The organism is Massilia sp. W12, from assembly GCF_037300705.1.
Classification (GTDB): Bacteria; Pseudomonadota; Gammaproteobacteria; order Burkholderiales; family Burkholderiaceae_D; genus JACPVY01.
On record NZ_CP147776.1, the window covers coordinates 5,878,907 to 5,901,468 of the forward strand.

The 22,562-nt window shown below is 56.7% G+C and carries 22 protein-coding genes and 1 tRNA gene; 9 read left to right on the forward strand and 14 right to left on the reverse strand.

What is annotated here, in order from left to right; genetic code table 11:
- Positions 1 to 120: 120 nt before the first annotated feature.
- From V8J88_RS24220 to V8J88_RS24235, 4 genes are all read right to left on the reverse strand, one after another.
- Positions 121 to 197: transfer RNA gene (locus tag V8J88_RS24220), tRNA-Gln, on the reverse strand.
- A gap of 144 nt (positions 198 to 341) precedes the next feature.
- Positions 342 to 1,208 carry a 4-(cytidine 5'-diphospho)-2-C-methyl-D-erythritol kinase gene (gene ispE, locus V8J88_RS24225; RefSeq protein WP_338846861.1) on the reverse strand — a complete coding sequence of 289 codons (867 nt, stop codon included), beginning with the start codon at positions 1,206 to 1,208 and terminating at the stop codon, positions 342 to 344.
- 196 nt (positions 1,209 to 1,404) lie between these two features.
- Positions 1,405 to 2,010, reverse strand: a complete 606-nt coding sequence (gene lolB / locus V8J88_RS24230; protein ID WP_338846862.1) for a lipoprotein insertase outer membrane protein LolB — start codon at positions 2,008 to 2,010, stop codon at positions 1,405 to 1,407.
- The gene (locus V8J88_RS24235) at positions 2,007 to 3,845 is read right to left on the reverse strand and encodes a tetratricopeptide repeat protein (protein ID WP_338846863.1); all 1,839 of its coding nucleotides are present in this window, start codon (positions 3,843 to 3,845) and stop codon (positions 2,007 to 2,009) included. The genes lolB and V8J88_RS24235 overlap by 4 nt, the downstream gene beginning before the upstream one ends.
- Before the next feature lie 99 nt (positions 3,846 to 3,944).
- Here V8J88_RS24235 and mutM point away from each other — a divergent pair, with 99 nt between their 5' ends.
- The 4 genes from mutM (at position 3,945) to V8J88_RS24255 (ending at position 8,705) form a co-directional block, all read left to right on the forward strand.
- A complete protein-coding gene (gene mutM, locus V8J88_RS24240; RefSeq protein WP_338846864.1) occupies positions 3,945 to 4,781 on the forward strand; it encodes a bifunctional DNA-formamidopyrimidine glycosylase/DNA-(apurinic or apyrimidinic site) lyase in 837 nt (278 codons plus the stop codon).
- 224 nt (positions 4,782 to 5,005) lie between these two features.
- Entirely contained in the window at positions 5,006 to 6,937 is a 1,932-nt protein-coding gene (locus tag V8J88_RS24245) for a dynamin family protein (RefSeq protein ID WP_338846865.1), read from the forward strand.
- Between the two features lie 41 nt (positions 6,938 to 6,978).
- Positions 6,979 to 8,085 carry an A/G-specific adenine glycosylase gene (mutY, locus tag V8J88_RS24250; RefSeq protein WP_338846866.1) on the forward strand — a complete coding sequence of 369 codons (1,107 nt, stop codon included), beginning with the start codon at positions 6,979 to 6,981 and terminating at the stop codon, positions 8,083 to 8,085.
- Between the two features lie 86 nt (positions 8,086 to 8,171).
- A complete protein-coding gene (locus tag V8J88_RS24255; protein WP_338846867.1) occupies positions 8,172 to 8,705 on the forward strand; it encodes a hypothetical protein in 534 nt (177 codons plus the stop codon).
- A 17-nt stretch (positions 8,706 to 8,722) separates the two neighbouring features.
- Here the strand turns inward: V8J88_RS24255 and rapZ are convergent, their stop codons facing one another.
- The 5 genes from rapZ to pyrE form a co-directional block, all read right to left on the reverse strand.
- The gene (rapZ, locus tag V8J88_RS24260) at positions 8,723 to 9,574 is read right to left on the reverse strand and encodes an RNase adapter RapZ (RefSeq protein WP_338846868.1); all 852 of its coding nucleotides are present in this window, start codon (positions 9,572 to 9,574) and stop codon (positions 8,723 to 8,725) included.
- 4 nt (positions 9,575 to 9,578) lie between these two features.
- Positions 9,579 to 10,514 (reverse strand): HPr(Ser) kinase/phosphatase, encoded by a 936-nt coding sequence (gene hprK, locus V8J88_RS24265; protein WP_338846869.1) that lies wholly within the window; start codon positions 10,512 to 10,514, stop codon positions 9,579 to 9,581.
- 39 nt (positions 10,515 to 10,553) lie between these two features.
- The gene (locus V8J88_RS24270; RefSeq protein WP_338846870.1) at positions 10,554 to 11,033 is read right to left on the reverse strand and encodes a PTS sugar transporter subunit IIA; all 480 of its coding nucleotides are present in this window, start codon (positions 11,031 to 11,033) and stop codon (positions 10,554 to 10,556) included.
- A 302-nt stretch (positions 11,034 to 11,335) separates the two neighbouring features.
- Complete coding sequence (locus V8J88_RS24275; RefSeq protein ID WP_338846871.1) at positions 11,336 to 11,986, reverse strand: DUF4124 domain-containing protein; 651 nt, start codon at positions 11,984 to 11,986, stop codon at positions 11,336 to 11,338.
- Positions 11,979 to 12,656 carry an orotate phosphoribosyltransferase gene (gene pyrE / locus V8J88_RS24280; RefSeq protein WP_338846872.1) on the reverse strand — a complete coding sequence of 226 codons (678 nt, stop codon included), beginning with the start codon at positions 12,654 to 12,656 and terminating at the stop codon, positions 11,979 to 11,981. Before pyrE ends, V8J88_RS24275 begins: the two co-directional genes overlap by 8 nt.
- A gap of 156 nt (positions 12,657 to 12,812) precedes the next feature.
- On the opposite strand from pyrE, the gene V8J88_RS24285 reads away from it, so the two are divergent.
- Complete coding sequence (locus V8J88_RS24285; RefSeq protein ID WP_338846873.1) at positions 12,813 to 13,592, forward strand: exodeoxyribonuclease III; 780 nt, start codon at positions 12,813 to 12,815, stop codon at positions 13,590 to 13,592.
- Between the two features lie 14 nt (positions 13,593 to 13,606).
- Here the strand turns inward: V8J88_RS24285 and V8J88_RS24290 are convergent, their stop codons facing one another.
- The 4 genes from V8J88_RS24290 to V8J88_RS24305 all read right to left on the reverse strand — a co-directional run bounded on the left by V8J88_RS24290 (position 13,607) and on the right by V8J88_RS24305 (position 18,715).
- Positions 13,607 to 13,858 (reverse strand): hypothetical protein, encoded by a 252-nt coding sequence (locus V8J88_RS24290; protein ID WP_338846874.1) that lies wholly within the window; start codon positions 13,856 to 13,858, stop codon positions 13,607 to 13,609.
- Between the two features lie 12 nt (positions 13,859 to 13,870).
- Complete coding sequence (locus V8J88_RS24295; protein ID WP_338846875.1) at positions 13,871 to 14,797, reverse strand: alpha/beta hydrolase-fold protein; 927 nt, start codon at positions 14,795 to 14,797, stop codon at positions 13,871 to 13,873.
- 74 nt (positions 14,798 to 14,871) lie between these two features.
- Positions 14,872 to 15,882, reverse strand: coding sequence for a hypothetical protein (locus V8J88_RS24300; RefSeq protein WP_338846876.1), 1,011 nt, complete (start codon positions 15,880 to 15,882; stop codon positions 14,872 to 14,874).
- 106 nt (positions 15,883 to 15,988) lie between these two features.
- Complete coding sequence (locus V8J88_RS24305) at positions 15,989 to 18,715, reverse strand: Ig-like domain-containing protein (RefSeq protein WP_338846877.1); 2,727 nt, start codon at positions 18,713 to 18,715, stop codon at positions 15,989 to 15,991.
- A gap of 393 nt (positions 18,716 to 19,108) precedes the next feature.
- Here V8J88_RS24305 and V8J88_RS24310 point away from each other — a divergent pair, with 393 nt between their 5' ends.
- From V8J88_RS24310 to V8J88_RS24320, 3 genes are all read left to right on the forward strand, one after another.
- Entirely contained in the window at positions 19,109 to 19,594 is a 486-nt protein-coding gene (locus tag V8J88_RS24310) for an aminoacyl-tRNA deacylase (protein ID WP_338846878.1), read from the forward strand.
- Between the two features lie 75 nt (positions 19,595 to 19,669).
- Entirely contained in the window at positions 19,670 to 20,317 is a 648-nt protein-coding gene (gene plsY / locus V8J88_RS24315; protein WP_338849965.1) for a glycerol-3-phosphate 1-O-acyltransferase PlsY, read from the forward strand.
- A gap of 174 nt (positions 20,318 to 20,491) precedes the next feature.
- Positions 20,492 to 20,845 (forward strand): hypothetical protein, encoded by a 354-nt coding sequence (locus tag V8J88_RS24320; protein WP_338846879.1) that lies wholly within the window; start codon positions 20,492 to 20,494, stop codon positions 20,843 to 20,845.
- Between the two features lie 39 nt (positions 20,846 to 20,884).
- Here V8J88_RS24320 and V8J88_RS24325 read toward each other — a convergent pair whose 3' ends face one another.
- The gene (locus tag V8J88_RS24325) at positions 20,885 to 22,033 is read right to left on the reverse strand and encodes an ABC transporter substrate-binding protein (protein ID WP_338846880.1); all 1,149 of its coding nucleotides are present in this window, start codon (positions 22,031 to 22,033) and stop codon (positions 20,885 to 20,887) included.
- Between the two features lie 360 nt (positions 22,034 to 22,393).
- Here V8J88_RS24325 and V8J88_RS24330 point away from each other — a divergent pair, with 360 nt between their 5' ends.
- Complete coding sequence (locus tag V8J88_RS24330; protein ID WP_338846881.1) at positions 22,394 to 22,543, forward strand: hypothetical protein; 150 nt, start codon at positions 22,394 to 22,396, stop codon at positions 22,541 to 22,543.
- Positions 22,544 to 22,562 lie beyond the last annotated feature (19 nt).

A 22,562-nucleotide genomic window follows, 5' to 3' on the forward strand; every position in this document is an offset into this window, starting at 1 on the left:
GGCCATTGGCAGCTTGCGTAGGTGGGGTCATCTGCGCAGAACGCGGCCCTGACCACCGGAATTCGATGTGGGATCTGAAAACAAAAACGGGCGCCACTTGAGTGGCGCCCGTTGCATTACTGGCAGGGGAAGAAGGATTCGAACCTTCGCATGCTGGAATCAAAATCCAGTGCCTTAACCAACTTGGCGATTCCCCTACACAACCTGTTCAAGAACTAAACCGTATGCAGTTTTGCATGCTGTCGTTTATTTCTTGTTTTATGTTCGATGCCACAAGACCAAGATTATAGCTTGAATTTGCATCGAACACAAAGAAATTTTAAAAATTTTTTTGTTTCGCTTCAGAGCAGCTTGACCAGGGGATGTTCACTCAAGGTCTGCGTTGCATACGCCTGCCATTGCGGTGGAACCTGTTTGACTATTTCCTGCGCCTGCGCCATATCGGCAACACGGCAGAAAATGCAAGAACCGGAACCAGTCATTCTGGCGTCGCCAAAACGCGACAACCAAGTGAGCGCTTCGGCGATTGGCGGAAACAAGCGGGTCGCTACTTTCTGCAAATCATTTTTCCCAAATTCGCGTTCTTCAGAAAGTTCGCTACTGGAAAAGTCCGCTATTGTGCAGATATCCGAATTACGTGTCAAGTCTTTTGCAGAAAAAATTTGTGGCGTCGGCACATGCACCCCTGGCGCCAGCAGCACCACTGCGCTGGCGCGGGTGTGTACTGCTTGCATGCGTTCGCCTATGCCCTCGACAAAAGCATTGCGCCCAAACAGGAAAAACGGCACATCCGCGCCCAGTCGCACAGCCATCTGCATCAATTCTTCACGTTGCAGGCCGCCTTGCCACAAATGGTTGGCGCCGAGCAGCATGCTGGCGGCGTCGGAAGAGCCGCCGCCCAGCCCGCCGCCCATCGGGATGCGTTTGTGCAGGCGGTAGCACAGCCCCTGGCGCGGCTGGCCGCGTGCGGCCAATTCATCTTGCAGCAAGCGCGCGGCGCGCAGGCATAAATCCTGTTCCGGCGGCACCTCGTCCAGACCGCTGATGCGGCTGATGTGCGCATCCGGCGCTTTTTCAATTTCCAGCGTGTCGCTCAGGTCTATCAATTGGAATACGCTTTGCAGCAAGTGATAGCCGTCCTCGCGCCGGCCCACCACATGCAAAAACAGATTCAATTTGGCCGGGCAGGTCAGGTGTAATGCGGTCATTATCCTGGGTTCCTCAGTTGGATTGGCATGAGTGCGCAGTTTACCGGCTTCCTGGCCGGGCGGAGTAACAAGGCCTGGGGCGCGAAACAAGTCATCGCGCCTGCAGTGCTTTCCGCCGAGGGAGGAAGCTGTAATTTGCGGGAAATTTCAATAAAGCCATGCGTTATCGAAGCAACAAAGCGCTTAACTGAGGAACTCAGGATCTTGCGTCCAGCAGAATGCGCAGGAAGACATCGGCTTCCTGCTGATTGATTCTGCGCTCCAGGTCAATCCGTTTCGGTTGCCCGTTGTCATGCCAGGAAGCGTAGCGGATGCGCCAGCCGTCGGCGCTGTAAAAACTGTCTGCGCCTTGCGGATGGGCTTGAAACAAGTTGCCGTCAGCCAGGCGGCCGCAGCCGCGCAACCAGTCACGCAATCCAGCCACTGGCAGCGGCCAGCCCAACAGTTTTTCGCTTAAAGCATCCACATCGGCGGCGACATGCTGCGCGCCTTGCATATCGGTGAATTGCGCGCCCCCGGCGGTGACGCTGACTTGCGCCATGCCCTGACCCAAGGGATTGCTGAGCAGAATCTGCAATTCCTGCGCCTGTTGACGCCAGGTGAAATTGGCTTGCATGCTCTGCTGCTTGCCTTCTCCGTGCTCATAGCGCACTGAGAGCCGGCCTTGCAATTCCAGTTGGCTGACAGCGGCGCATGTTTGCCGTGCCTCAGTTTGCGCCGCCGCGCTGAGCGGCAGGGCGGGCGCACTGGCGCAGCCGCTGCAGGCCAGCAGCAGCGGCAGATAGCAAAGCCGGAGCATCATAATTTGAGTTGCAGCCGGTTGAGCGTGGTTTTCAGCGTGTCATTGGAAGGGTCTTTGACGGCGGCTTCGCGCAAAACCTTTTCCGCCGCTTCTTTCTGGCCGGCCTGCCACAGCACTTCGGCCAGATGGGCGCCGATTTCCGCGTCCGGGCGCAGGCTGTAAGCGCGCCGCAAAGTGATTTCCGCTTCTTTCAATTTGCCTTGGCGGAATTGCACCCAGCCCAGGCTGTCAAGAATGAAAGGATCGTCCGGCGCCAATTGCAGTGCTTTTTCAATCAGCGTTTGCGCTTCCGCCAGGCGGATATTGCGTTCAGCCAGCGAATAGCCCAGTGCGTTATAGGCATGGTGGTTGTCCGGCGCCAGTTTGATCACTTTGCGCAGACTGCTTTCCATCACCGCATAGCGCTGCAGTTTTTCGGCCAGCATCGCATGTTCATACAGCAAATCGGTATTCGACGGGGCCAATTGCAAACCCTGCTCCAGGCGCGCATAGGCTTCCAGCATGCGATTGGCTTCGCGCAGCAAGGCGACTTCCATTTGCAGGACTTGCACTTTTTCGGCTTCGTTTTGCGGCGTTTGCTGTTGCAATAATTGGCGCGCCTCCTCCAGCTTGCCATCTTTGGCCAGCAGCTGGGCGCGGCGCAGGGTGGCGTTCAGATATTGCGAAGAATCGCTGTCGTTGATTTTTTCCAGCCAGTCCAAGGCTTCTTTGCGTTGCCCCAGCTCTTCGGCAATCTGCGACAGCATCAAGCGCACCCGGTTCGGGTCGCGCCCGTCATCACGCCCGTGGCCCGGGGTGTTAAGCCAGCGTTGCAAATATTCCTGCGCCGATTTGTAATCTTTTAATTGCAGATTGATCACACCCAGCGCATACAGGCAGGTCAGCTCTTGATACTTGGCCCCGAGCAGCACCTCGAACTGGCTGCGCGCAGCGGTGTATTGCTTGCGCTCGATCAGCATGCGGGCCCAGGACAGGCGCGCCTCATGCGCTTGCGGATGTTTCGTCAGAAAATCTTCGGCCAGCTTTTGCGATTGCGCCAGATTGTCTGTGACATAAATCAGCGTCATCAGGGCCAGTTCGGAGTCCGGTTTGATGGCCAGCGCCGCATTCGCTTCCTGCTGCGCGCGCGCGCTGTCGCCCTTGGCCAGCGCAGCTTGCGCCAGCACCAGACGTGCTTCCAGGAATGATTGATGCGGGGCCAATAACTGTTCCAGCTGGCTGAACAGCAGTTTTTTATCCTTGGCTTGATTCAGGTAACGCTGATACAGCATGCTGATCACCGCGCCGCGCGCGGGAAGCGGGCTGTCCTGAATCCGTTTTTGGAACAGCGGCAGCACTTCGCCCAATTTATCCTGCATCACCGCCAGCGCCATATGGTATTGCGCGGCTTCGTCTGATGTCGGACTCAATTCGCGCCATAAACGCACCGCATTCATGCCCTCGTTCATCTGTTTGGCGCTAAGCGCGACCTCCATGGCGCGTCGCGCCAGACGCGGGTCGCGCGTTTGCTGCGCCAGCGACAACAAGGTGACATAGGAAGATTGCCATTGGCCGCGCTGGGCTGCGATTTCCGAGGCCAGGGTGCGGTACAGCAGATCCGGCGATAAATTGAGCAACGGCAGATTGGGATCGGGTTGTTTCGGTTTGTCCTCGTCTTCGTCCTCATCCTCTTTAGCGGCTTCTTTGGCTGCAGGCGTGGACGCGCCATCTGACGCTGGTGTGGCTGGCGCGGCTTGCGCCAGCATGGGCGCAGCGCTGGATGGCAAGGCAGCGGCCTGGGCCGAGAGCAGGCTGCCCAGGCTGAGGAGTACGGCATTGGCGAGAGCGTTTTTCAAGGTGTTTCCCGACGGTTCTGGCAAAATCCCATTGTACGCCCATGCAGTTTTCTGTGCAGGCGCGAACGTGCGCGGCTGTCAGTTTTTCAGGAAATCAATATGCCAGAATTGCCCGAAGTTGAAGTCACCCGGCGCGGTATTGCGCCTTATCTTGAGCAGGAAACCGTAAGCGGCCTGGTGTTGCGGCGCGAAGGCTTGCGCTGGCCGTTTGCGCCAGATCTGGCGCAGCAATTGATGGGCCGCAAAATCGAGGCATGCGAGCGGCGCGGCAAATATCTGATTTTGCAATTCGCCCATGGCGTTTTGATTCTGCACCTGGGCATGTCGGGCCATTTGCGCATTTTGCCGCCGGGGATTGCGCCGGAAAAACATGATCATGTCGATCTGCAAATGGGGCAGGGCGCAGCCGCGCGCGTATTGCGTTTCACCGATCCGCGCCGTTTTGGCGCTGTGCTGTGGCATGCGCATGCCGACGGCCCTTGGCAGGCCCATCCGCTGTTGGCGCATCTGGGCGTCGAGCCATTGCAAGAGGGCTTTGACGGCGCGGTTTTACACCAGGGCTGCCGCAAGCGCAGCGCCGCCATCAAGCAAGTGTTGCTGGCAGGCGACATTGTGGTCGGGGTTGGCAATATCTATTGCTCGGAAGCGCTGTTCATGGCGCGCATTCATCCGAAAACCCCGGCCAACCGCTTGAGCCGGGCGCGATGCGATAAGCTGGCCGGGGCGATCCGGCAGATTTTGGCGGCGGCGATTGAAAAAGGCGGCAGCACCCTGCGCGATTTTCTGCAAGTCAACGGCCAGAGCGGCTATTTTCAGCAGGATTATTTTGTGTATGCGCGCAGCGGGCAGCCGTGCCGCGTTTGCCAGCATCCGGTGCGCCAATTGCAACAGGGACAGCGCTCGACTTTTTATTGCGCCCATTGCCAGCACTGGTAGGCTGCGGCGCCATTTTGTACTCGCTATCAGAACAAAAATTGGGCACAATCTGAGACAGGCTGTGGGCAAAGGCAGCCAGCCTTGCTATTTGCATAATGCTCGTGGCGCACTTTGTTGCCCTATATAATGAAGGCATACAGGCGGCGCAAGACGGGTGACACAGCGCCGTATAAGATGAATCAAACAATGGAACCGGCTGCGGTTCCGCAACGTGTGGGGGCAATGTGAGTACTCTGGTGCAGGATTTCAAGGAATACAGCGCATGGCGGCAAGGCGTCGTGACGACATTGCAGAAGTATCGCGAATTTGTCGGGCAGGCTGAGCTGTCCGATCCCGCCAGCGAACAGCGCTTCAACCGCGTGTTGTCACGCTTGGCGGATGATAAATTGTCGATTGCGTTCGTCGCTGAATTTTCGCGCGGCAAGTCGGAATTGATCAATTCCATTTTCTTTGCAGATTACGGGCAGCGCATTCTGCCTTCCTCCGCCGGTCGCACCACCATGTGTCCGACCGAGCTGATGTACGATGCGGCGATTCCACCCTGCATCCGTTTGTTGCCGATTGAAACCCGGGCCGAATCCAAATCCACCAGCGAATACAAGAGCCAGCCGGAGCAATGGACGGTGTTGCCGCTGGATATCAATTCCGGCGACGGCATGTTGGAAGCGTTCAAGCAAGTCAGCCTGACCAAATACGTTTCCACCGAGGAAGCCAAGCGCTTCGGCCTGTACGATGAATCCGACCCGGATTCCAGCCTGACCGTCAATGAAGACGGACAGGTTGAAATCTCCCTGTGGCGCCATGCCATCATCAATTTCCCGCATCCTTTGCTCAAGCAAGGTTTGGTGATTCTGGATACGCCTGGTTTGAACGCCATCGGCACCGAACCTGAACTGACCTTGAACCTGATTCCGAATGCGCACGCGGTGCTGTTCATTCTGGCGGCGGATACCGGCGTCACCAAGAGCGATATCGACGTGTGGCGCAATCACATCGGCGCCGGCGCCGGGCGCATGGTGGTGTTGAACAAAATCGACAGCATGTGGGATGAGTTGCGCTCTGCCGCAGAAATCGAAACCCAGATTGACAAGCAGGTTGGCAGCGTGGCGCATATGCTGGCGCTGGAAAAGAAATATGTGTTCCCGGTGTCGGCGCAAAAAGGCCTGGTCGGCAAAATCAACCGCGACCGCGAAATGTTGCAAAAGAGCCGCCTGCCGGCCTTGGAAAATGCGCTGTCAAACGAGCTGATTCCATCCAAGCGCGACATTATTTGCCGCCAATTGCAAGCCGATATCGATGCGCTGCTGTTGGCGCAAAACACCATGTTGTCTTCGCGCACGCGCAGCGTGGTCGAGCAATTATTCGAGTTTAAAGCCCTGCGCGGCAAGAACAAGAATGTGGTCGAACACATGATGAAGCGGATCGATGCGGAAAAGAAAGACTTTGATTCCAGTCTGCTCAAGCTGCAAGGCACGCGCACCGTTTTCACCCGCCTGTCCACCGAGGTGTACACCAGCCTGGGCATGGATATTCTGAAAGAAGACATCGAAAAAACCCGTGAAGCGATGAAAAACAGCAAGCTGTCCGGCGGTTTGCGCGACGCGGTGAAGAATTTCTTTGATCAAATCAAGCGCAATCTCGATTCCTCCGACAAAAAGACAGAGGAAATCACCGAGATGATGACCGTGATGTATCGCAAATTCTCAACCGAGCACGGCTTGGCGCTGTCTTTGCCGATGCCGTTCTCGCTGGAAAAATACCGCAAAGAAATCACCATGATCGAAGGCGTGTACCAGAAGCAATTCGGGGTGGCGACCATGATGACCACATCGCGCGCGATTTTGATGCAAAAATTCTTTGATTCGATTGCTTCGCGCGTGAAACAAAGTTTTGTGCAGGCCAACCGCGATGTCGAAGCCTGGCTGAAAGTGATCATGGCCCCGCTCGAATCGCAGATCCGCGAGCATAAAGAGCAGCTGAAAAACCGCATGGTCTCGATCCAGCGCATTCACACCGCAACCGACAGCCTGGAAGAGAAAATCAAGTCGTTTGAAGAAATGCAGGCGGAATTGGACAAAGAAAAAGCGGCCTTCCAGGAACTGGAAAATGAGTTGCGCACCGCGCTGGCGGCTGAAGTGAAGTTATCTGAAGAGTGAAAGCTGCATCCTCCACCATTGCGCCGCCTGCGGGCGGCGCAATGACGTATACCGATCCCACCTTTTCGGCTGACCTGATCGCCTGGCAGAGCCGGCATGGGCGGCACAGCCTGCCATGGCAAAACACGCGCGACGCCTATCGCATCTGGCTGTCAGAAATCATGCTGCAGCAGACCCAGGTCAGCGCGGTGATTCCCTACTATGAGAAATTTTTAACGCGCTTCCCTGATTTGGCCACGCTGGCGGCGGCTGATCAAGCCGACGTGATGGCGTATTGGAGCGGTCTGGGCTACTACAGCCGGGCGCGCAATTTGCACGCCTGCGCACAAGCGGTGATGCGAGGGCATGGCGGCGTGTTTCCGGCAGATCCGGCCAAGTTGGCCGATTTGCCCGGCATAGGCCGTTCCACCGCCGCCGCGATTGCCGCCTTTTCCTACGGCGTGCGGGCGGCGATTTTGGATGGCAATGTCAAACGCGTGTTTGCGCGCGTGTTTGGCGTTGATGTCTGGCCGGGCGAAAAGAAAACTGAACAGCAGTTGTGGTTGCGCGCCGAAGCGCTCTTGCCGGTGCAGGGGATCGAAGCCTACACCCAGGGTTTGATGGATTTGGGCGCCACCCTGTGCACGCGCAGCAAGCCGGATTGCGCGCGTTGCCCTTTCCAGGCGCGCTGTGTGGCGCATGCCACAGGGCGCACCGCCGAATTGCCGGTCAAAAAACCGGCGCGCGAAATCCCGGAAAAATACGCGCATTTGCTGATTTTGCAGGCTGAAGGGCATATTTTGTTGGAACAAAGGCCGCAGCTTGGCATCTGGGGCGGCTTACTCTCCTTGCCAGAGCTGGCCGGCCACGTCAGCCAGGATGATGAATATGATGCGGACTGGATTGCGCAGGAAGCCGCGCAGCGTTTCGGAGCCAGAGATGCAGCCTGCCGCGCTTTGCCGCCACTGAGTCACCAATTCACCCATTTCCGCTTGCATATTCAGCCGTGGCTGCTGGATCTGGCGCAGATGCCGCAGATGCTGGCGAATCAAGATTGGACGTGGCGCTTGTGCAGCACATTGCAAGACCTTGGCTTGCCGGCCCCGGTGAAAAAATTGCTGACCGGCTTGTATGAGCAGCCTGCTTTATGGCGGCAGGATGGCGTTTGATTCAGTGTTTGAGGTCTTTCCCGGGGGATATGGTTGCTATAAGGAAACCATTTTCCCTATAATAGCCGCTCATTCAGGAGTATGGCATGGGGAATTGGAAACACATCAGTCTGGCAATCTGTCTGCTTTGTTCAAATTGGACAGTGCAGGCGCAAGCAAAAAACGATCCGGCGCAGATCAGTAAATACATCGAGCCTTTGCGCAGTTTGATCGCCACCGAATCCGCGTTGGAAACCGGGCAAAAAATGTGTGCTGCGCTGGGCAGCGCAAGCGAACAGGGTTTTCAAGCTGCTTTAAAAGATTGGAAAAAGCGTAACGCCGACTATTTGAAAGTCTTGCCGTTCTGGGAGCGCTATTTCAGAAAAGCGATGCGTCAGGCCAGCTACAGCGAAGATGAGATTGAAGCGGAAATCGCCAAGCTCAACAGCGGCGCGGCCAAGAGCGGCAGTAAAAATGTGCAAGACAGTTTTCCCGGCAAAAAAGCCAATCCTGAAGCCTGTTCACGGGTGGTCAAAGCGCTCGATGCCGGCAACCATGAAGTGAATAAAAACCCGAAAAATGCGGCGGCGCTGCGTGAATTGGCGCAAAAACAGCGCGAAGATGAAATCGGCATGCGCTGAGCTTGCCGCCCGCAGCTTTACAGTTCCCGGTGCCGCACCACCACTTGCAAGCCATCCTGCTGGCGCGTGCGGAAGTGCGCGGCCAGACTTTCCGCGATGAATACTGAACGGTGCTGGCCGCCGGTGCAACCCAGCGCCACTGTCAGATAACTGCGGTTGTCTTTCTGAAAGGCGGGCAGCCATTTTTGCAGAAAGGTTTGGATATCTTCCTGCATCGCTTGCACCGGCGCCTGGGCGCGCAGCCAGTCGGCGACCGGGGCGTCACGTCCGCTCAGCGGGCGCAAAGGCAGCTCATAAAATGGATTCGGCAGGGCGCGCACATCAAATACAAAATCCGCCGCCAGCGGCACGCCGTTTTTAAACGCGAAGGATTCAAAAATCAGATTCAGCGCGGCATGTTCCAGCGCAATGAATTCCTTGACCCACAAACGCAATTTATTCGCCGCCAGATGCGAAGTGTCCAGCACTTGCGCCAGCATTTCCACCGGGGCCAGGGCTTCGCGCTCTTTTTCAATACATTCAATCAGGGAATATTCCGCCGCGCGGTGGCTTAGCGGATGACTGCGCCGGGTTTCAGAAAAGCGCGCCACCAGCGTGGGCGTATTCGCAGTCAGATACAGGATTTTGATGTCATGCGTGCTGGCGCGCAGCGCTTGGATGCTGGCCGGCAAATTGCTCAGTGAGGAAGCGCTGCGCACATCCATCGCCACCGCCAGTTCGCGCACGCCATCCGCCGCCAGGGTTTCCGCCAGCGCCTGCAACAGGGCCGGCGGCATATTGTCCACGCAGTAATAACCGGCATCCTCCAGCACATTCAGCGCTACCGATTTGCCTGAGCCTGACATACCGGTGATGATGACGATGCGCATTGCTTCAGTCTCCGCTCATGGCCTGGCGCTGCCGTTCGACGAATTCGGCCAGGGTGTCAATGCCGCGCAATTGCATGATTGTGTTGCGCACAGCGGCTTCCAGCAGCACCGCAATATTGCGCCCGGCGGCCACCGGGATAATCACTTTGCGGATTGGCAGGCCCAGCACGTCTTCAGTCGGGTTCATAAAGGGCAGACGATCCGGCTCTTCTTCCAGCGTGCGGCGGCGCACCAGATGCACAATCAGCTTTAAGCGCATTTTGCGCCGCACTGCGGTTTCGCCAAAAATCGCCTTGATATCGAGCAGCCCCAGGCCGCGCACTTCCAGCAGATTTTGCAACAGCGCAGGGCAGCGTCCTTCGATCATATTCGGCGCAATGCGGGCGAATTCGACCGCATCATCCGCCACCAGGCCATGGTTGCGTGAAATCAATTCCAGCCCGAGTTCGCTTTTGCCCAGGCCGGAGTCGCCGGTGATCAGCACACCCACCCCCAGCACATCCATGAACACGCCGTGCATGATGATGCGCGGCGCCAGTTTTTTGGACAGATACACGCGCAGATAGTCGATCACCTGCGCCGCCGGCAGTGGTGTGGAAAACAGGGGGATGTTTCTTTCGTCGCAGATGGAGAGAATATCGGGCGGGGTTTCCAGGCCCTGCGCAATCACCAGCGCGGGCGGGCCGCCGGAGATCAGTTCTTCAATCTGATAGGCGCGCGACTCGGGCTTCAAGCGCTGGTAGTAATTGATTTCCTGATGGCCGAAAACCTGGATGCGGCCAGGGTGGATCAAATTCAAGTGGCCGACTTGATCAGCGGCAGAGGCCATATCGCCGGAAATCAGCCGCTCGCCACCCGGAAAGCCGGCGAACCAGCCCAACTGCAAAGATTCACGATTCTCATCGTACAGCTGCTGGATGGTCAGGGGTGTGGGCATCATAGGCTAAAACCTGGCGAAAAAAATCGCAAAAAGCTTGCGTTAAACAATGCTTTGCAAACTGGATTGCCAATTCACAATGTTTTGGTGCACCACCGCAGCCGACGTTTCTTGCGTCAGCATATTACGGAAGTTGTCATCGGAACACATTTCTGCAATTTCCGACAGAATTTCCAGATGCATCTCTGTAACGTTATCAGGAATGAGGAGGAAGAACAACAGATTGACCGGCGCCCCATCCGGCGATTCAAATGGAATCGGGTCGGCCAGACGCACAAATGCGGCCAGCGGCGTTTTCAATTTCACGCCTTTCATGCGGCCATGCGGCACTGCAATGCCGCTGCCAATCCCGGTCGAACCCAGGCATTCGCGAGCAAACAGGCTTTCTGAAACCGTGGCGCGGGCAATCCCGCAATTATTTTCAAAGATCAGCCCGGCTTGCTCAAACACCCGTTTTTTGCTGGATACCGTCAAATCCAGCACAACATTCTCAGGCGGTAAAATTCTACTCAGCTTGGTCATAGCGCCACACAAAGAAAAAGCCACAGGGCTGTTGAACCCCGAAAAACTGCCGCCACACAGATGCACCCGTGGGCGCTGCGCCTGAAGCAAACCATGCCCGCAAGGGCCTCAGATTGCATGTGACAGCAGTGCGGCGTCCCTGACAGTGTTGGCCGCCATCGCAGGAAATACTGTATCTGCCATGCAACAAAGCTTGCATTTTGCATCCCCGCTTCCTGCCATCCGGGGCGCAGCCGCATGTTGGCGGCTGCGTATTGTAGTGGATAAGCGCCGGGTATGCGTAAATCCTTCGTGCATGCCTGTCAACGTTTTGGTTTCTCGTTTGTCTGTCCATTAAGTTCTTTGAAGCGGCTCATGGCCTCATCAAAGTACTGTTTATGGCCGATCAAATCTGCTTCCAGTTTTTCCGCCCGTTTGCGCTCGCCCTGTTCGGAAGTATTGGCGTCATCAAAGCGGGTTTGCATTTCCTGCGAGATTTTTGCTTTCGGGTTGACGCTCTTGATCTTGTCAATTTCTTTCTGTACTGACTTGCGCTTTTGTGCGTAGGCGTCAGCGGCGTTATTCGCTTCGATGATTTCGTTGCGGATCTGGGTGATCTTACGCTCGCGCGCTGCTTCAATTTCTTTTTCGCTGCGATACATCGAGAGCAGCAACATATCGCGTTTTTTCTGTTCGGCCAGTGCGGCTTGTTCAGCCTTTTTCTTTTCTTCCTCGGCCTTCATCGCGGCTTTTTGCTCAGCGGTGGGCGGCGGCCCAATTTCTTTGCGCACCGTGCCATCTTTGCCCAGCAGCTTGGTGCTGCGGTCGGCGCATTCGGGAATCGGGCGGTCGGAAGTCAGCGTGCGGCCACTGGCGTCCTTGCATTGGTAGATTTGTTGCGCATGAGCGGGGGCGGACAGACTCAGAGACAGGCTGGCCGCCACGCAAGCGCACAGTATCGCGCGTTTATTCATGGGTTCTCGCTATGCCGTAACGTTGCCGATATGCCGCCACCGCCTGCTGATACTGGCTCAGTCTGGGATCGGCTGCGGCGCTGTTTAAATAGTCGAACAAATCATCCAGATTCGCAATCGAAATCACTGGAATGTCATATTGCTGCTGGACTTCCTGCACGGCTGATAATTCCGAAATCACGCCATCCTTGCCGCCGCGCTCCATGCGGTCGAGCGCGATTAATACTGCGCAAGGCTGCGCGCCGGCGGCTTTGATCAATTGCACCGATTCGCGCACCGAGGTGCCGGCGGAAATCACGTCGTCAATAATCACCACCTTGCCTTGCAGGCGCGCGCCGACCAGGCTGCCGCCTTCGCCATGGTCTTTGGCTTCTTTGCGGTTGTATGCGAAAGAAGTGTTGCGGCCATGGCCGGCCAGCGCCACCGCAGTCGCGCTGGCCAGGGTGATGCCCTTGTAGGCCGGGCCGAACAGCATATCGAATTCAAGGCCGGAAGCGAGCAGGGTTTGCGCATAGAACTGCGCCAGACGGCCCAGATTGGCGCCATCATTGAACAGCCCGGCGTTGAAGAAATAAGGAGAGGGGCGGCCTGCCTTGGTGATAAATTCGCCAAACGACAGCACACCGGCTTGCACGGAAAATGCAATAAATTCCTGACGTAAATTGCTCAAGTTGACCTCTGGGAAAGAATGGATGGCCGGACAGCGGCGCTGGCGGCGCTCAAGTCCCTCATTTTAGCTTCAATCATGCCCTCTGACAGCTTGCGGCGGCGAGGTGCGCGGCAGGAAATCGGGTATGCTGGCGTTTTTTTTGCGCGAAAACCAGTCATGCCCAAAATCATCTCAGCCAATTTGAATGGCATCCGCTCCGCCGCCAGCAAGGGTTTTTTTGAATGGATGCAAGCGCAGCAAGCCGATGTGGTTTGCGTGCAGGAATTGAAGGCGCAGGCCGCCGATATGACGCCCGCTTTTTTACAGCCGGATGGCTGGCATGGGCACTTCCAATACGCTGAAAAGAAAGGTTACTCCGGCGTTGGCGTGTACAGCCGGGCGCAGCCGGACAAGGTGCAAATCGGCTTTGGCAGCGCGGAATTCGACCCTGAAGGGCGCTATGTGCGGGTGGATCTGGGGCCGCTCACCGTGATTTCCCTGTATTGCCCGTCCGGCTCCTCATCGGAAGAGCGGCAGCAAGCCAAATTCCGTTTCATGGCGGAATTTTTCCCGCATTTGCAGGCTTTGCAGCAGGAAATGAAAGACAGCGGGCGTGAGTTGGTGATTTGCGGCGATTGGAATATCGCACACCAGGAAATCGACCTGAAAAACTGGAAGGGCAATTTGAAGAATTCCGGTTTTTTACCGGAAGAGCGCGCCTGGTTTGGCCGCGTGCTGGAGCAAGCCGGTTATTGCGATGTGCACCGCCAGCTCTTGCCCGGGGTGGCGCAATACACCTGGTGGAGCAATCGCGGCCAGGCTTGGGCCAAGGATGTCGGCTGGCGTATTGATTACCAATTGGCCAGCGCCGGTCTTGCGGCGCGCGCGCGTTCGGTCTCGGTCTATAAAGAGCAGCGTTTTTCCGATCACGCGCCTTTAATCATTGAATACGATTGAAGCCGGGCCGGGCTTTATTCCTCATCGACCCAAATGATCAATTGCACGGCCTCGCCCGCCACCTGAAAAATACTGCCGGGCTGGACATCGCGTATTTTCAATACCAGATCAGGATCTTGCAAAGCGCGGCCGTCCAGCCAAACCTGGCCGGACTGCACCAGGGCGCGCGCGGCTTGCTCATCGGCGGCGAATTGCAATGAGCGCAACATATCCAGCAAGGGTTTGCCGACATACAGGGAATATTCCGCCACGGCCCAGGTTTTCATCAATCTTTCCTTTCATTTTTGTGCTTGCGGCGCAAACACGCTGCGTAAAGCGCGCGTGAGCCAGACCGGATTCACGCTCAAATGATCTTCGTCCGGAATGATCGCAATATGCTGCCGCAGGCCGGGATACTTGCGCGCCGCCAGCCGCGCGTGCATGGCTTGCACATCGGCCACGATATCATCGTCCTGGGAATAACGGGGATCGCCTTTTTTTACCGCTTCCAGCGCTCCGGCATACCAATACACCTCGGTCTTCATATCCTGGTTTTTGGCGGCATAGTTTTTTTCGGTGTCAAACAGCATTTTATTATTGAACCACAGCGATGGGCTGCCCAAGAGCCAGACATCGAATAATTCCGGCGTGTGCAACAGCGCATCCACCCCCAGCACAGCGCCATAGGAATGACCGGCAAACACCTTGCGCTTGGGATCAATCCGGTAGCGTGAGAGTACAAAAGGCAGAATTTCCTGCGCCAGATACTGGCGATAGGCCGCACTTTGCCCGTACACGCCCTGGCTGTAGTGTTTGTTGTCCGATTTCACCTGGGCCGGGGTGTAATCGCGGTTGCGGCTCTGGGTCGGCGTATCGCCTTGCGCATAAGAGAGGCCGACCAGGATGAAATCCTGTAATTTGCGGCCATGATCAGACAGCCGGCGCGACAGCGCGCGCGTGACGGGGAAGGCGTAATTGGCGTCCGCCACAAATAACACCGGATACTTTTGCTTGCTCTGCGCATACGCGGCAGGCAGGGAGACGAAAACCTGATAACTGCGCCCCTGCAGCTGGCGCGGCAGATTCAGCACCTCAGTATCCTCAAGTTGATACAGCGGGGCCGGGGCGGCGTCAGCGGCGCACGCCTCTATGCTCAGAAGCGGGGGGATAAGTACAAGCAGGCTGGCGCAGGTGCGCACAAAGCGGCGGAAAAACATCTTCATCATGAATGGGATCTGCAAACCGCCTATTCTGCCATAGTGCGCGAAAGAATCCGGCCCGGTCTTTGCCCCGCTGCAGCTTAACGGTAACTCGAATAGCGCAGCAAAATCTCGGTGCGCTTTTTCAGCATTTCATCACCCTTATCGCGCTGCCCGGCCTTGAAATAGGCGCGCAGCAAAATATCGATGCTGGCCAGATCCCAGGGATTGTTTTTTTCCAGATTCAGATTCAACACTTCAATCGCGCGTAAAGGCTCCTCGCGATCCATATACACAGACGCCAATTCGCGCGCCAGGCCGTCATAGGGTTTGTCAGTCATGCCTTTTTGCAGCCAGGCCAGACGGCTGTCGAAATCCTGTTTTTCCTTGGCCGCCTGGGCTTCCTGGTGACAGTAACGCGACTCCAGGCCGGCGAGTAATTCGGGGGCCAGTTTGCGCGCTTGCATCTGATTGATGAAGTCGCGCATGAGTTGAAACGAGCCGCCTTCGGGCGGGTAAAGCGTGGCGAAATAAGCAAACACCGTGGCCGGCAATTGCGGATCAAGCGCAATCGCTTTTTCAAACAGGGCGCGGCTTTGTTCCGCCGGCTTGCCCAGCGCGCGGTTGAGGTTGATTTGCTCAGCCAGGCACAGTGCGCAAGGATCAATCGCCTTTTGCGCCGCCTGCAGATCCGCCGCCGCCAAATCCATCAAGCGCATAAATTCGGCCTGGCGGCGCGCTTCATCCACCCCTTCCTCATCATTGCGGCGCCAGGCTTCCACCTGAAAATACATGCCGCGCAATAAATACGCATAGCCGCTGTTGGTTTGCGTCACCCATTCATTAAAGCGGCGCGTGGCCCCGCCCAGATTCACATTCGCAATCGCATACCAGCGTTTTTGCCACAGTTCCGCACTGATTGTTTTTTGCCCGTATTGCTGATTTGTTTCATCCAGCGCTGTTTCCAGCGCCGCATAGCGCTCATGCGCAAACAGGCCGATCAGGGTGTTGCGTTCGTGTTCTTCATCTTCAAATTTTTGGCAGCCGGAAAGCAGGGCCAGCGCCAGAAACAGGCGGGCAGAGGCCGACAACAGAATGCGCAAAACAGTCATGGCGGGCGGCTGGAGTGGAGGTGTTGACATGATAGCGCTGTTGTTTGCGCATTGTCACCTGCCGCAAGGGACAGCCAGGGCGCACGGCCCTGGCCGGGGAGGCGGATTACTTGACGGTCAGACTGGCGTCATCGATCAGGAAGGAGGTTTGTTTGCTGCTGTTTTCCACCCCTTCAAAATGAATTTGCACAGATTGGCCTTTCCATTGGCTCAAGTCGTAGCTCAATTTCTTGTAGCTGCTCTTGTCCAGATTCGACCAGGCGCCAAGCGTCGCCAACACCTTGCCGCTGCTGTTGCGCACGGTCAGGGTGAGGGTGTCTTTTTTCAGCGTGGTGACGGTTTCTTCGGTGCTGATTTTCAGCCAGAAGCTCAGTTGCGCGCTGCTCAAGCTGGCCGGCAGACTCACGCTTTGCGCCAGGCTGTCAGTATGTGCTTCGCCATAGCCGTTCAACCAGGCTTTGTACTGTCCGCCGTGGGCGGCTTCGTTGGCGTCGTTATTGATCACGCCGCTGGTGGTTTTCCAGCCGCTGGTCTTTTTCTCAAAATCGCCATTCACCAGCAATTCCTGCGTCTGGCCGGAGTTGTTGACCGTAAAATCAGCCGCCGCGCTGGCCTTGTTGCCGGCCGCGTCAAACGCCGTGGCTTGCAGCTTGTGCGCGCCATTCGCCAGCGTGGTCGAGTCCAGCGCCAATTGCCAGGGCGCGCTGCTGAGGCTGCCACGGCTCACGCCATCCACCGCAAACTCCACCTTGACCACGCCCACATTGTCGCTCGCGTTCGCGCTCAGTTGCAGCATACCGCTGCTGCCGCTGACCTTGGCGCTGACTTGCGGCGGGGTGCTGTCTTTTTGCACATTGCTGACCGTGAAGCTGACAGCAGCGGACATGGCGCAATTCGCGGCGGCGTCGCAAGCTCTGGCTTGCAGGCTGTGCGCGCCATTGCTCAGCTTAGTGCTGTCAAACGCCAGCGTGAACGGCTCTTGCGTGAGCGTGCCTTGCAAGGCGCCATCGACATAAAATTCCAGCTTGCTCACGCCGACATTGTCGCTCGCCTTGGCGCTGAATTGCAGCGTGCCGCTGGAGCCGGACACGGCGGCGCTGACGTTAGGCGCCTGGGTGTCGCCGCCGCCATCGCCTTCCTGCGTGACCCAGATCGGCGCCGACCACATGATCTTGCCATCATCCTGGGTCAGTTTGGCGTAATAAAAATGCGCACCGGCCTTGGGCGTGATGCTTTGCTGCGCGCCTTCGCCCAGCAGCGCCGTGCTGCCGGCGACGCCCGGCACGCCTTCAATAATTTGCACGCTGGCGACTTGTTTGCCATTGCTGTTGGCGTGGCTGACCGTGAAATTCAAGGGGCCGCGATTGGTGAAACGTTCGCCCATCATGCGGCCATTTGCCTGCAGCACGATTTGCGCATTCTTATCCATGGTGGCGAAGACGCGGCGCGCCTTCAAGGCCGCCAGGAAGTTTTCCTGATTCAGCGTGCTGCCGGCAGGCAGCAAGACGCCGGTGCGGTTTGGCGCCGAGGCGCCCCAGTTGGCGCAATGATTATCCTGATTGCTGGAGAAGGCGATGTGATAGCCATTTTCCAGCAATTTATTACAGGCCGATTCAAAAGAAGATAAATCGCCGTCGGATTCATCGGTGACATTGGAAAACGCCGAAGAATTCATCACTTCGCACAGCACCATCACCTGATCGCCATCAGCGTGATAGCCCAGCGCTTTGCCGTTCACCAGAAATTGTCCGCTTTTTTCCGGGTGATTGAATTGGCCGATCCAATTCTTTTGCTTCATTAATGTGTAGAGCGCCGCGTAATCATTGCGCGCAATAAAGGTGTCGCCAATCAATTGCTGGCTGTTATTGTATTCCCAGCCCAATAATTCCTGCGCGCCCATGATATTCAAATGGCCGCCATTTGAAATCACACCCCATTCCATGCCATATAAACCGAGGAAATCTTTATTTTTGGCATTGTAATCCGCCGCGCTTTTCAAACCGGATTGATAACGCGCACGCGCCACCGCCGCATCAGCATTTGCATTGGCGCTGTTGGCCGAGCCGTCAAATAAATGGTTATGCTCCGAAGTCAGCAGAAAATCCAGGCCATGTTTGTGCGCAAAAGCATAGGCGTCGGTCGGGCCATAAGCGCCGCGTTGCGGGGCCACCGCATGGCTGCAGGAAGCGTTTTCCCCGCCGCCGTCGCTGTGATTGGTCTGGCTGTGCAGATTGCCGTAGTACACGCTGTAAGGCAGGCCAGCCGTGGCCGGGGCCAGACGCTGCGCGCCACGCTTGCCGGCCAGCGGCTGGAACAGCGGCATGCGCTGCGGCGTGACCATGCCGACTTGCATCGGCCAGCTTTGTTGAATCCAATCCAGACCGCTTTTCTTTTGCAGGGCGGCGAATAATTGTGCGGCGTCGGTTTGCGGGATCGAGCGTTGCATATCAATCGCCACCGCCTCCATTTGCACCGTGTAAATACCGTCCGGCAGCGCGTTTTTGGCATTGCGGCCCTGCCATTGAATATTTTTGCGCAATTTTTTATTGACCGGCAAAGCATCTGCGCCATACCAGGTTTGTATCACATTTTGTTTTTTATCCAGCAATTGCACACGCCATACTGCAGCTTGTGCGGTATCCGCATGCGGATATTCAAAATGCAGGGTGAATTGACGGGCTTGATTGCCAGCCGGATTTAATGCGCGGAATGGGGCTTGCAAACTGGCGGAAAATTCCGCGTGATCCAATGCATGCGCATACAGATTTTGCGCCGGCAGCAGCGCGCTGCACAGACTGAGAGCCAAGAGAGTAGGGCGGATCATTTTTTTCATTATCGTCTCACATAATCATTGGATATGAAGCGGCCTGCGGCAACAGAGCGCATCTTTACCAATTCCGGAAATAAAGCCGGAGCGTGCGCATCACGCACCACTCCGGCGCAGACTTATACGCCAGCCAAAGGCCGGCTATGCAGGACAGTTTGCTGCCTCTTCTTTTTCAGGGGTGTGCGCAAGCACCCTCGCTTCGGGGGAAGGGGATAACGCTTGCAGCGCTGCGCATCTTAGGGCAGGCGGCAGGCTTTGCCTAGAGACATGCCGCAAATTGCATAATTTCTGTCGCGATTGTGAAAAAAACGCCAATTTTCTGAAATTGATTGCAAGGGGGCCGGATTTATAGCGTCTATAGCCCGGCTATAATGAATCTTTTGTTCCACTTGCACCGTCATGGCCAAACACGTCTCCGAAACGCCCGCCACCCAAATGTTGAAACGCGCCGGCGTGATGTTCACTGAGCATCCCTATGAATATGAAGAGCATGGCGGCACGGCGGTCTCTTCGCGTGAGCTGGGCGTAGCCGAGCACAGCGTGGTGAAAACCCTCATCATGCAAGACGAAGCGGCGCGCCCCTTGGTGGTCTTGATGCATGGCGATTGCAAAGTTTCGACCAAAAACCTGGCGCGCCAGGCCGGCAAGAAAAGCATTGCCCCCTGCACCCCGGAAGTGGCCAACCGCCACAGCGGTTATCTGGTCGGCGGCACCTCGCCCTTCGGCTTGAGAAAGGCGATGCCGGTGTATTGCGAGCGCAGCATTTTTGCGCTGGACAAAATCTACATCAATGGCGGACGGCGCGGCTATCTGCTCGGCCTCGCCCCGCAGGTCTTGCGCGACGTGCTGCAAGTGATTGAAGTCGATTGCGCCTTGCAGGAATAAGCCGCCTTGCGCCCGGTCTGCCCCTCGCATATACTCGCGCATCGCTTGAACTGAGATTTCCCGGACTGCTCCATGATCACCACCTTGCTTTTTGTGCTTGCCGCCTATCTGATCGGCTCTATTTCCTTCGCTGTCGTCGTCAGCCGTGGTTTTGGCCTGGCCGATCCGCGCACCTATGGTTCAAAAAATCCGGGCGCGACCAATGTTTTGCGCAGCGGAAATAAAAAAGCCGCGATTCTCACCTTGTTGGGCGACAGTTTGAAAGGCTGGTTTGCCGTCTTCGCCGCCAAACAATGGGGCCCGCAATTGCAGCTCGATGAGAGCGGCGTGGCGCTGGTGGCGCTGGCCGTGTTTCTGGGGCATTTGTGGCCGCTGTTCTCGCGCTTTGTCGGCGGCAAGGGCGTGGCCACCGCGCTCGGCGTGTTGCTGGCGCTCAATCTCTGGCTGGGTCTGGCCACCCTGATCACCTGGCTGGCGGTGGCCTACGCCTTCCGCTATTCCTCGCTGGCGGCGATTGTGGCGGCGATTTTCGCGGTGTTTTATCAGGGTTTGCTGTTTGGTCTGGCGCCAGAGCTGTTTGCGGTCGGCGCCATGAGCTTGCTGCTGGTGTATCGCCACGGCGCGAATATCAGCAATTTGCTGGCCGGTAAAGAAAGCAAGATCGGCAGCAAGAGCAAGCCGCAAGCCGGGTCTGACGATAAGCCTAAGCACAAAGCCTCGTAAGCGCCAGTCAGGCGAAGAAAGCGGGCCGGCATCATCCGCCGCTTGACGCCAGGCAGCAGACTGGATCGCCCGGCAGCGCAAACCTGCGTTTGCATGCATAAAATCACGGAACCGCGAGCCTGGCGCCGGTTCCAAGCCGCATTACCCATCCTTGCCGCCATCACCGGAGAATGTATGCGCGTCATCTTACTCAGCTTGCTTTTACTCAATGCGGCGCATGTATTTGCCGCCTGCCCGCCGCCGCTCAAACCCGTCAGCAACCCGCGCCAGGCACAGGAAGTCGCGCAAAGCGCGATTCAGGAATGCCGCTTAAGCCGGCTGCCGCCCGCCTGTGTGCGTTTATTTGTGCAAAGCGCACCGGCGTTTTGGCTGGTGGATGTGCGCGAACAACATGACGCCCAATGCGGCGGCGATCCTGATACGGCGCCGCGTTTGTTCAGCTTGCAGATTTGGCGCGATGGCCGGGTGTTGAGCGACGCCGCCAGCATGGATGGCAGTTTTCTGCCCTTGACCCGGGCGGCGTCCTGAGGAGAGGGGGGGCGCCAAAACTTGGCGCCGGGGATTGGCTTAACGCAGGAATTTACCGTCTTTGGAAATCACTGTCAGCTCAACATATTCCGATGCCTGACGGCGGTTTTTTGACAGATTGATCAGAAAACCGCCGAATTCCACCCGGTTCATGCCTTCCAGCGCGGTAATCAGCTTGGCGCGGCTGGGATCGCGGCCGGTGCGGCGCAGCGCTTCCACCATCAGCTTGGCGTTCAAAAAACCTTCCATGCTCATGAAGGAGCGGGTGCTGATTTTGGCTTCTTCCATCACCTGCTTGTATTCCTGCACGATTTCGCTGACCACCGAAAACGGGAACGGCACCACCTGCGACACCACCACCCCGACGCCGTGTTTGCCGAGCGCATTCACAGAAGTCTGGGTGCCCATTACCGACAGGGTGAAATACGGAATCCCGGTTTCCAGCAGGTTATAGGCTTTGATGAATTCCACCGAAGGTTTGCCGGCGGTGATCATGACCACCGCTTGCGGTTTGCTCTGCGCCAATTCCTTGGCGGCTTTGGCGGCGTCGCTGGCGTCGTTTTCCACCGTGGCCTTGGCGGTCGGCTTCAATTTGCGTTTTTCCAGCGCAGCTTCGACGCCCGCCAGACCATCTTTGCCAAAGCCATTGTTTTGATACACCACCGCCACCCGTTCCAGACCGCGCATGGTGATGTGATCAACAATTTTTTCCAATTCCTCGGCATAGCCGGCGCGCAGATTGAACACCAGACGGTTGATGGGTTTGCGCAACGCCGTGGCCCCGGAGAATGGCGCAATACTGGGAATCTCGTATTCATTCAAGAGCGGCATGATGGCCGTATTGGCCCCGGTGCCCATCACATTGAACAAGGCGAACACCTTCTTTTCTGTGATCAGACTTTTGACATTCGCCACCCCTTTATTGGTGTCGTAAGCATCATCCAGGCTGATCAACTCGATTTTGCGGCCATGCACGCCGCCGCGCGCATTCACATAATCGAAATAGGCGCGCGCCGCATTCGCCGTATCCTGGCCCAACTCGGCCAAGGGGCCGGTCAGCGCTACCGATTGCCCGAGCACAATCGTGTTGGAACTGACGCCGTTTTCAGCGGATGCTGCGGCGCACAAAACTGTGAGTGAAAGCGTGGCGAGAACGCGCCGCCAAAGGCGCAACAAGGGCTTTGCCATAGGAAACTCCGGTATCAATTGTTATGTGTGGAAACTTGTGGGGCAAACCAGGCACAAACCATCGCATCAAGCTCACTGCACGAATCGGGATGATGCAGAGAAGACGGTGGAAACTGGGAATGGCTGCACGGGAAAAACGGCGTGCCCCGGGAAGAGAAAGCGTGAAACAACGCCCACAGTATGCGGCGTTGCAAAATGATTTGCAATCAACCTGTGTCTGGCATGTTGCAGTTGCTACAAATCACGAAATATTTTGATACTTGCAAAAAATCTGCTCGCACCACACCAAGGACGTGAACTCTGACGCTATCCCATAGTCAAAACTGCATGCATACATTGCATATACAATCAGGAGGAAGCATGTGCAGGAAATTGGCGATTTATTATTTTTGGCTGAGTTTTCCCTTGAGCCTGGCGCTGGCGGTGATGGGAATTTTGCCGGGCAGAATGATCGGCATCTTCATTGTACTCAGCCTGATTCCTTACGCCTGGTGTTGCCGTAAAGATTGAGCGCACAGCCGGAGTGCGA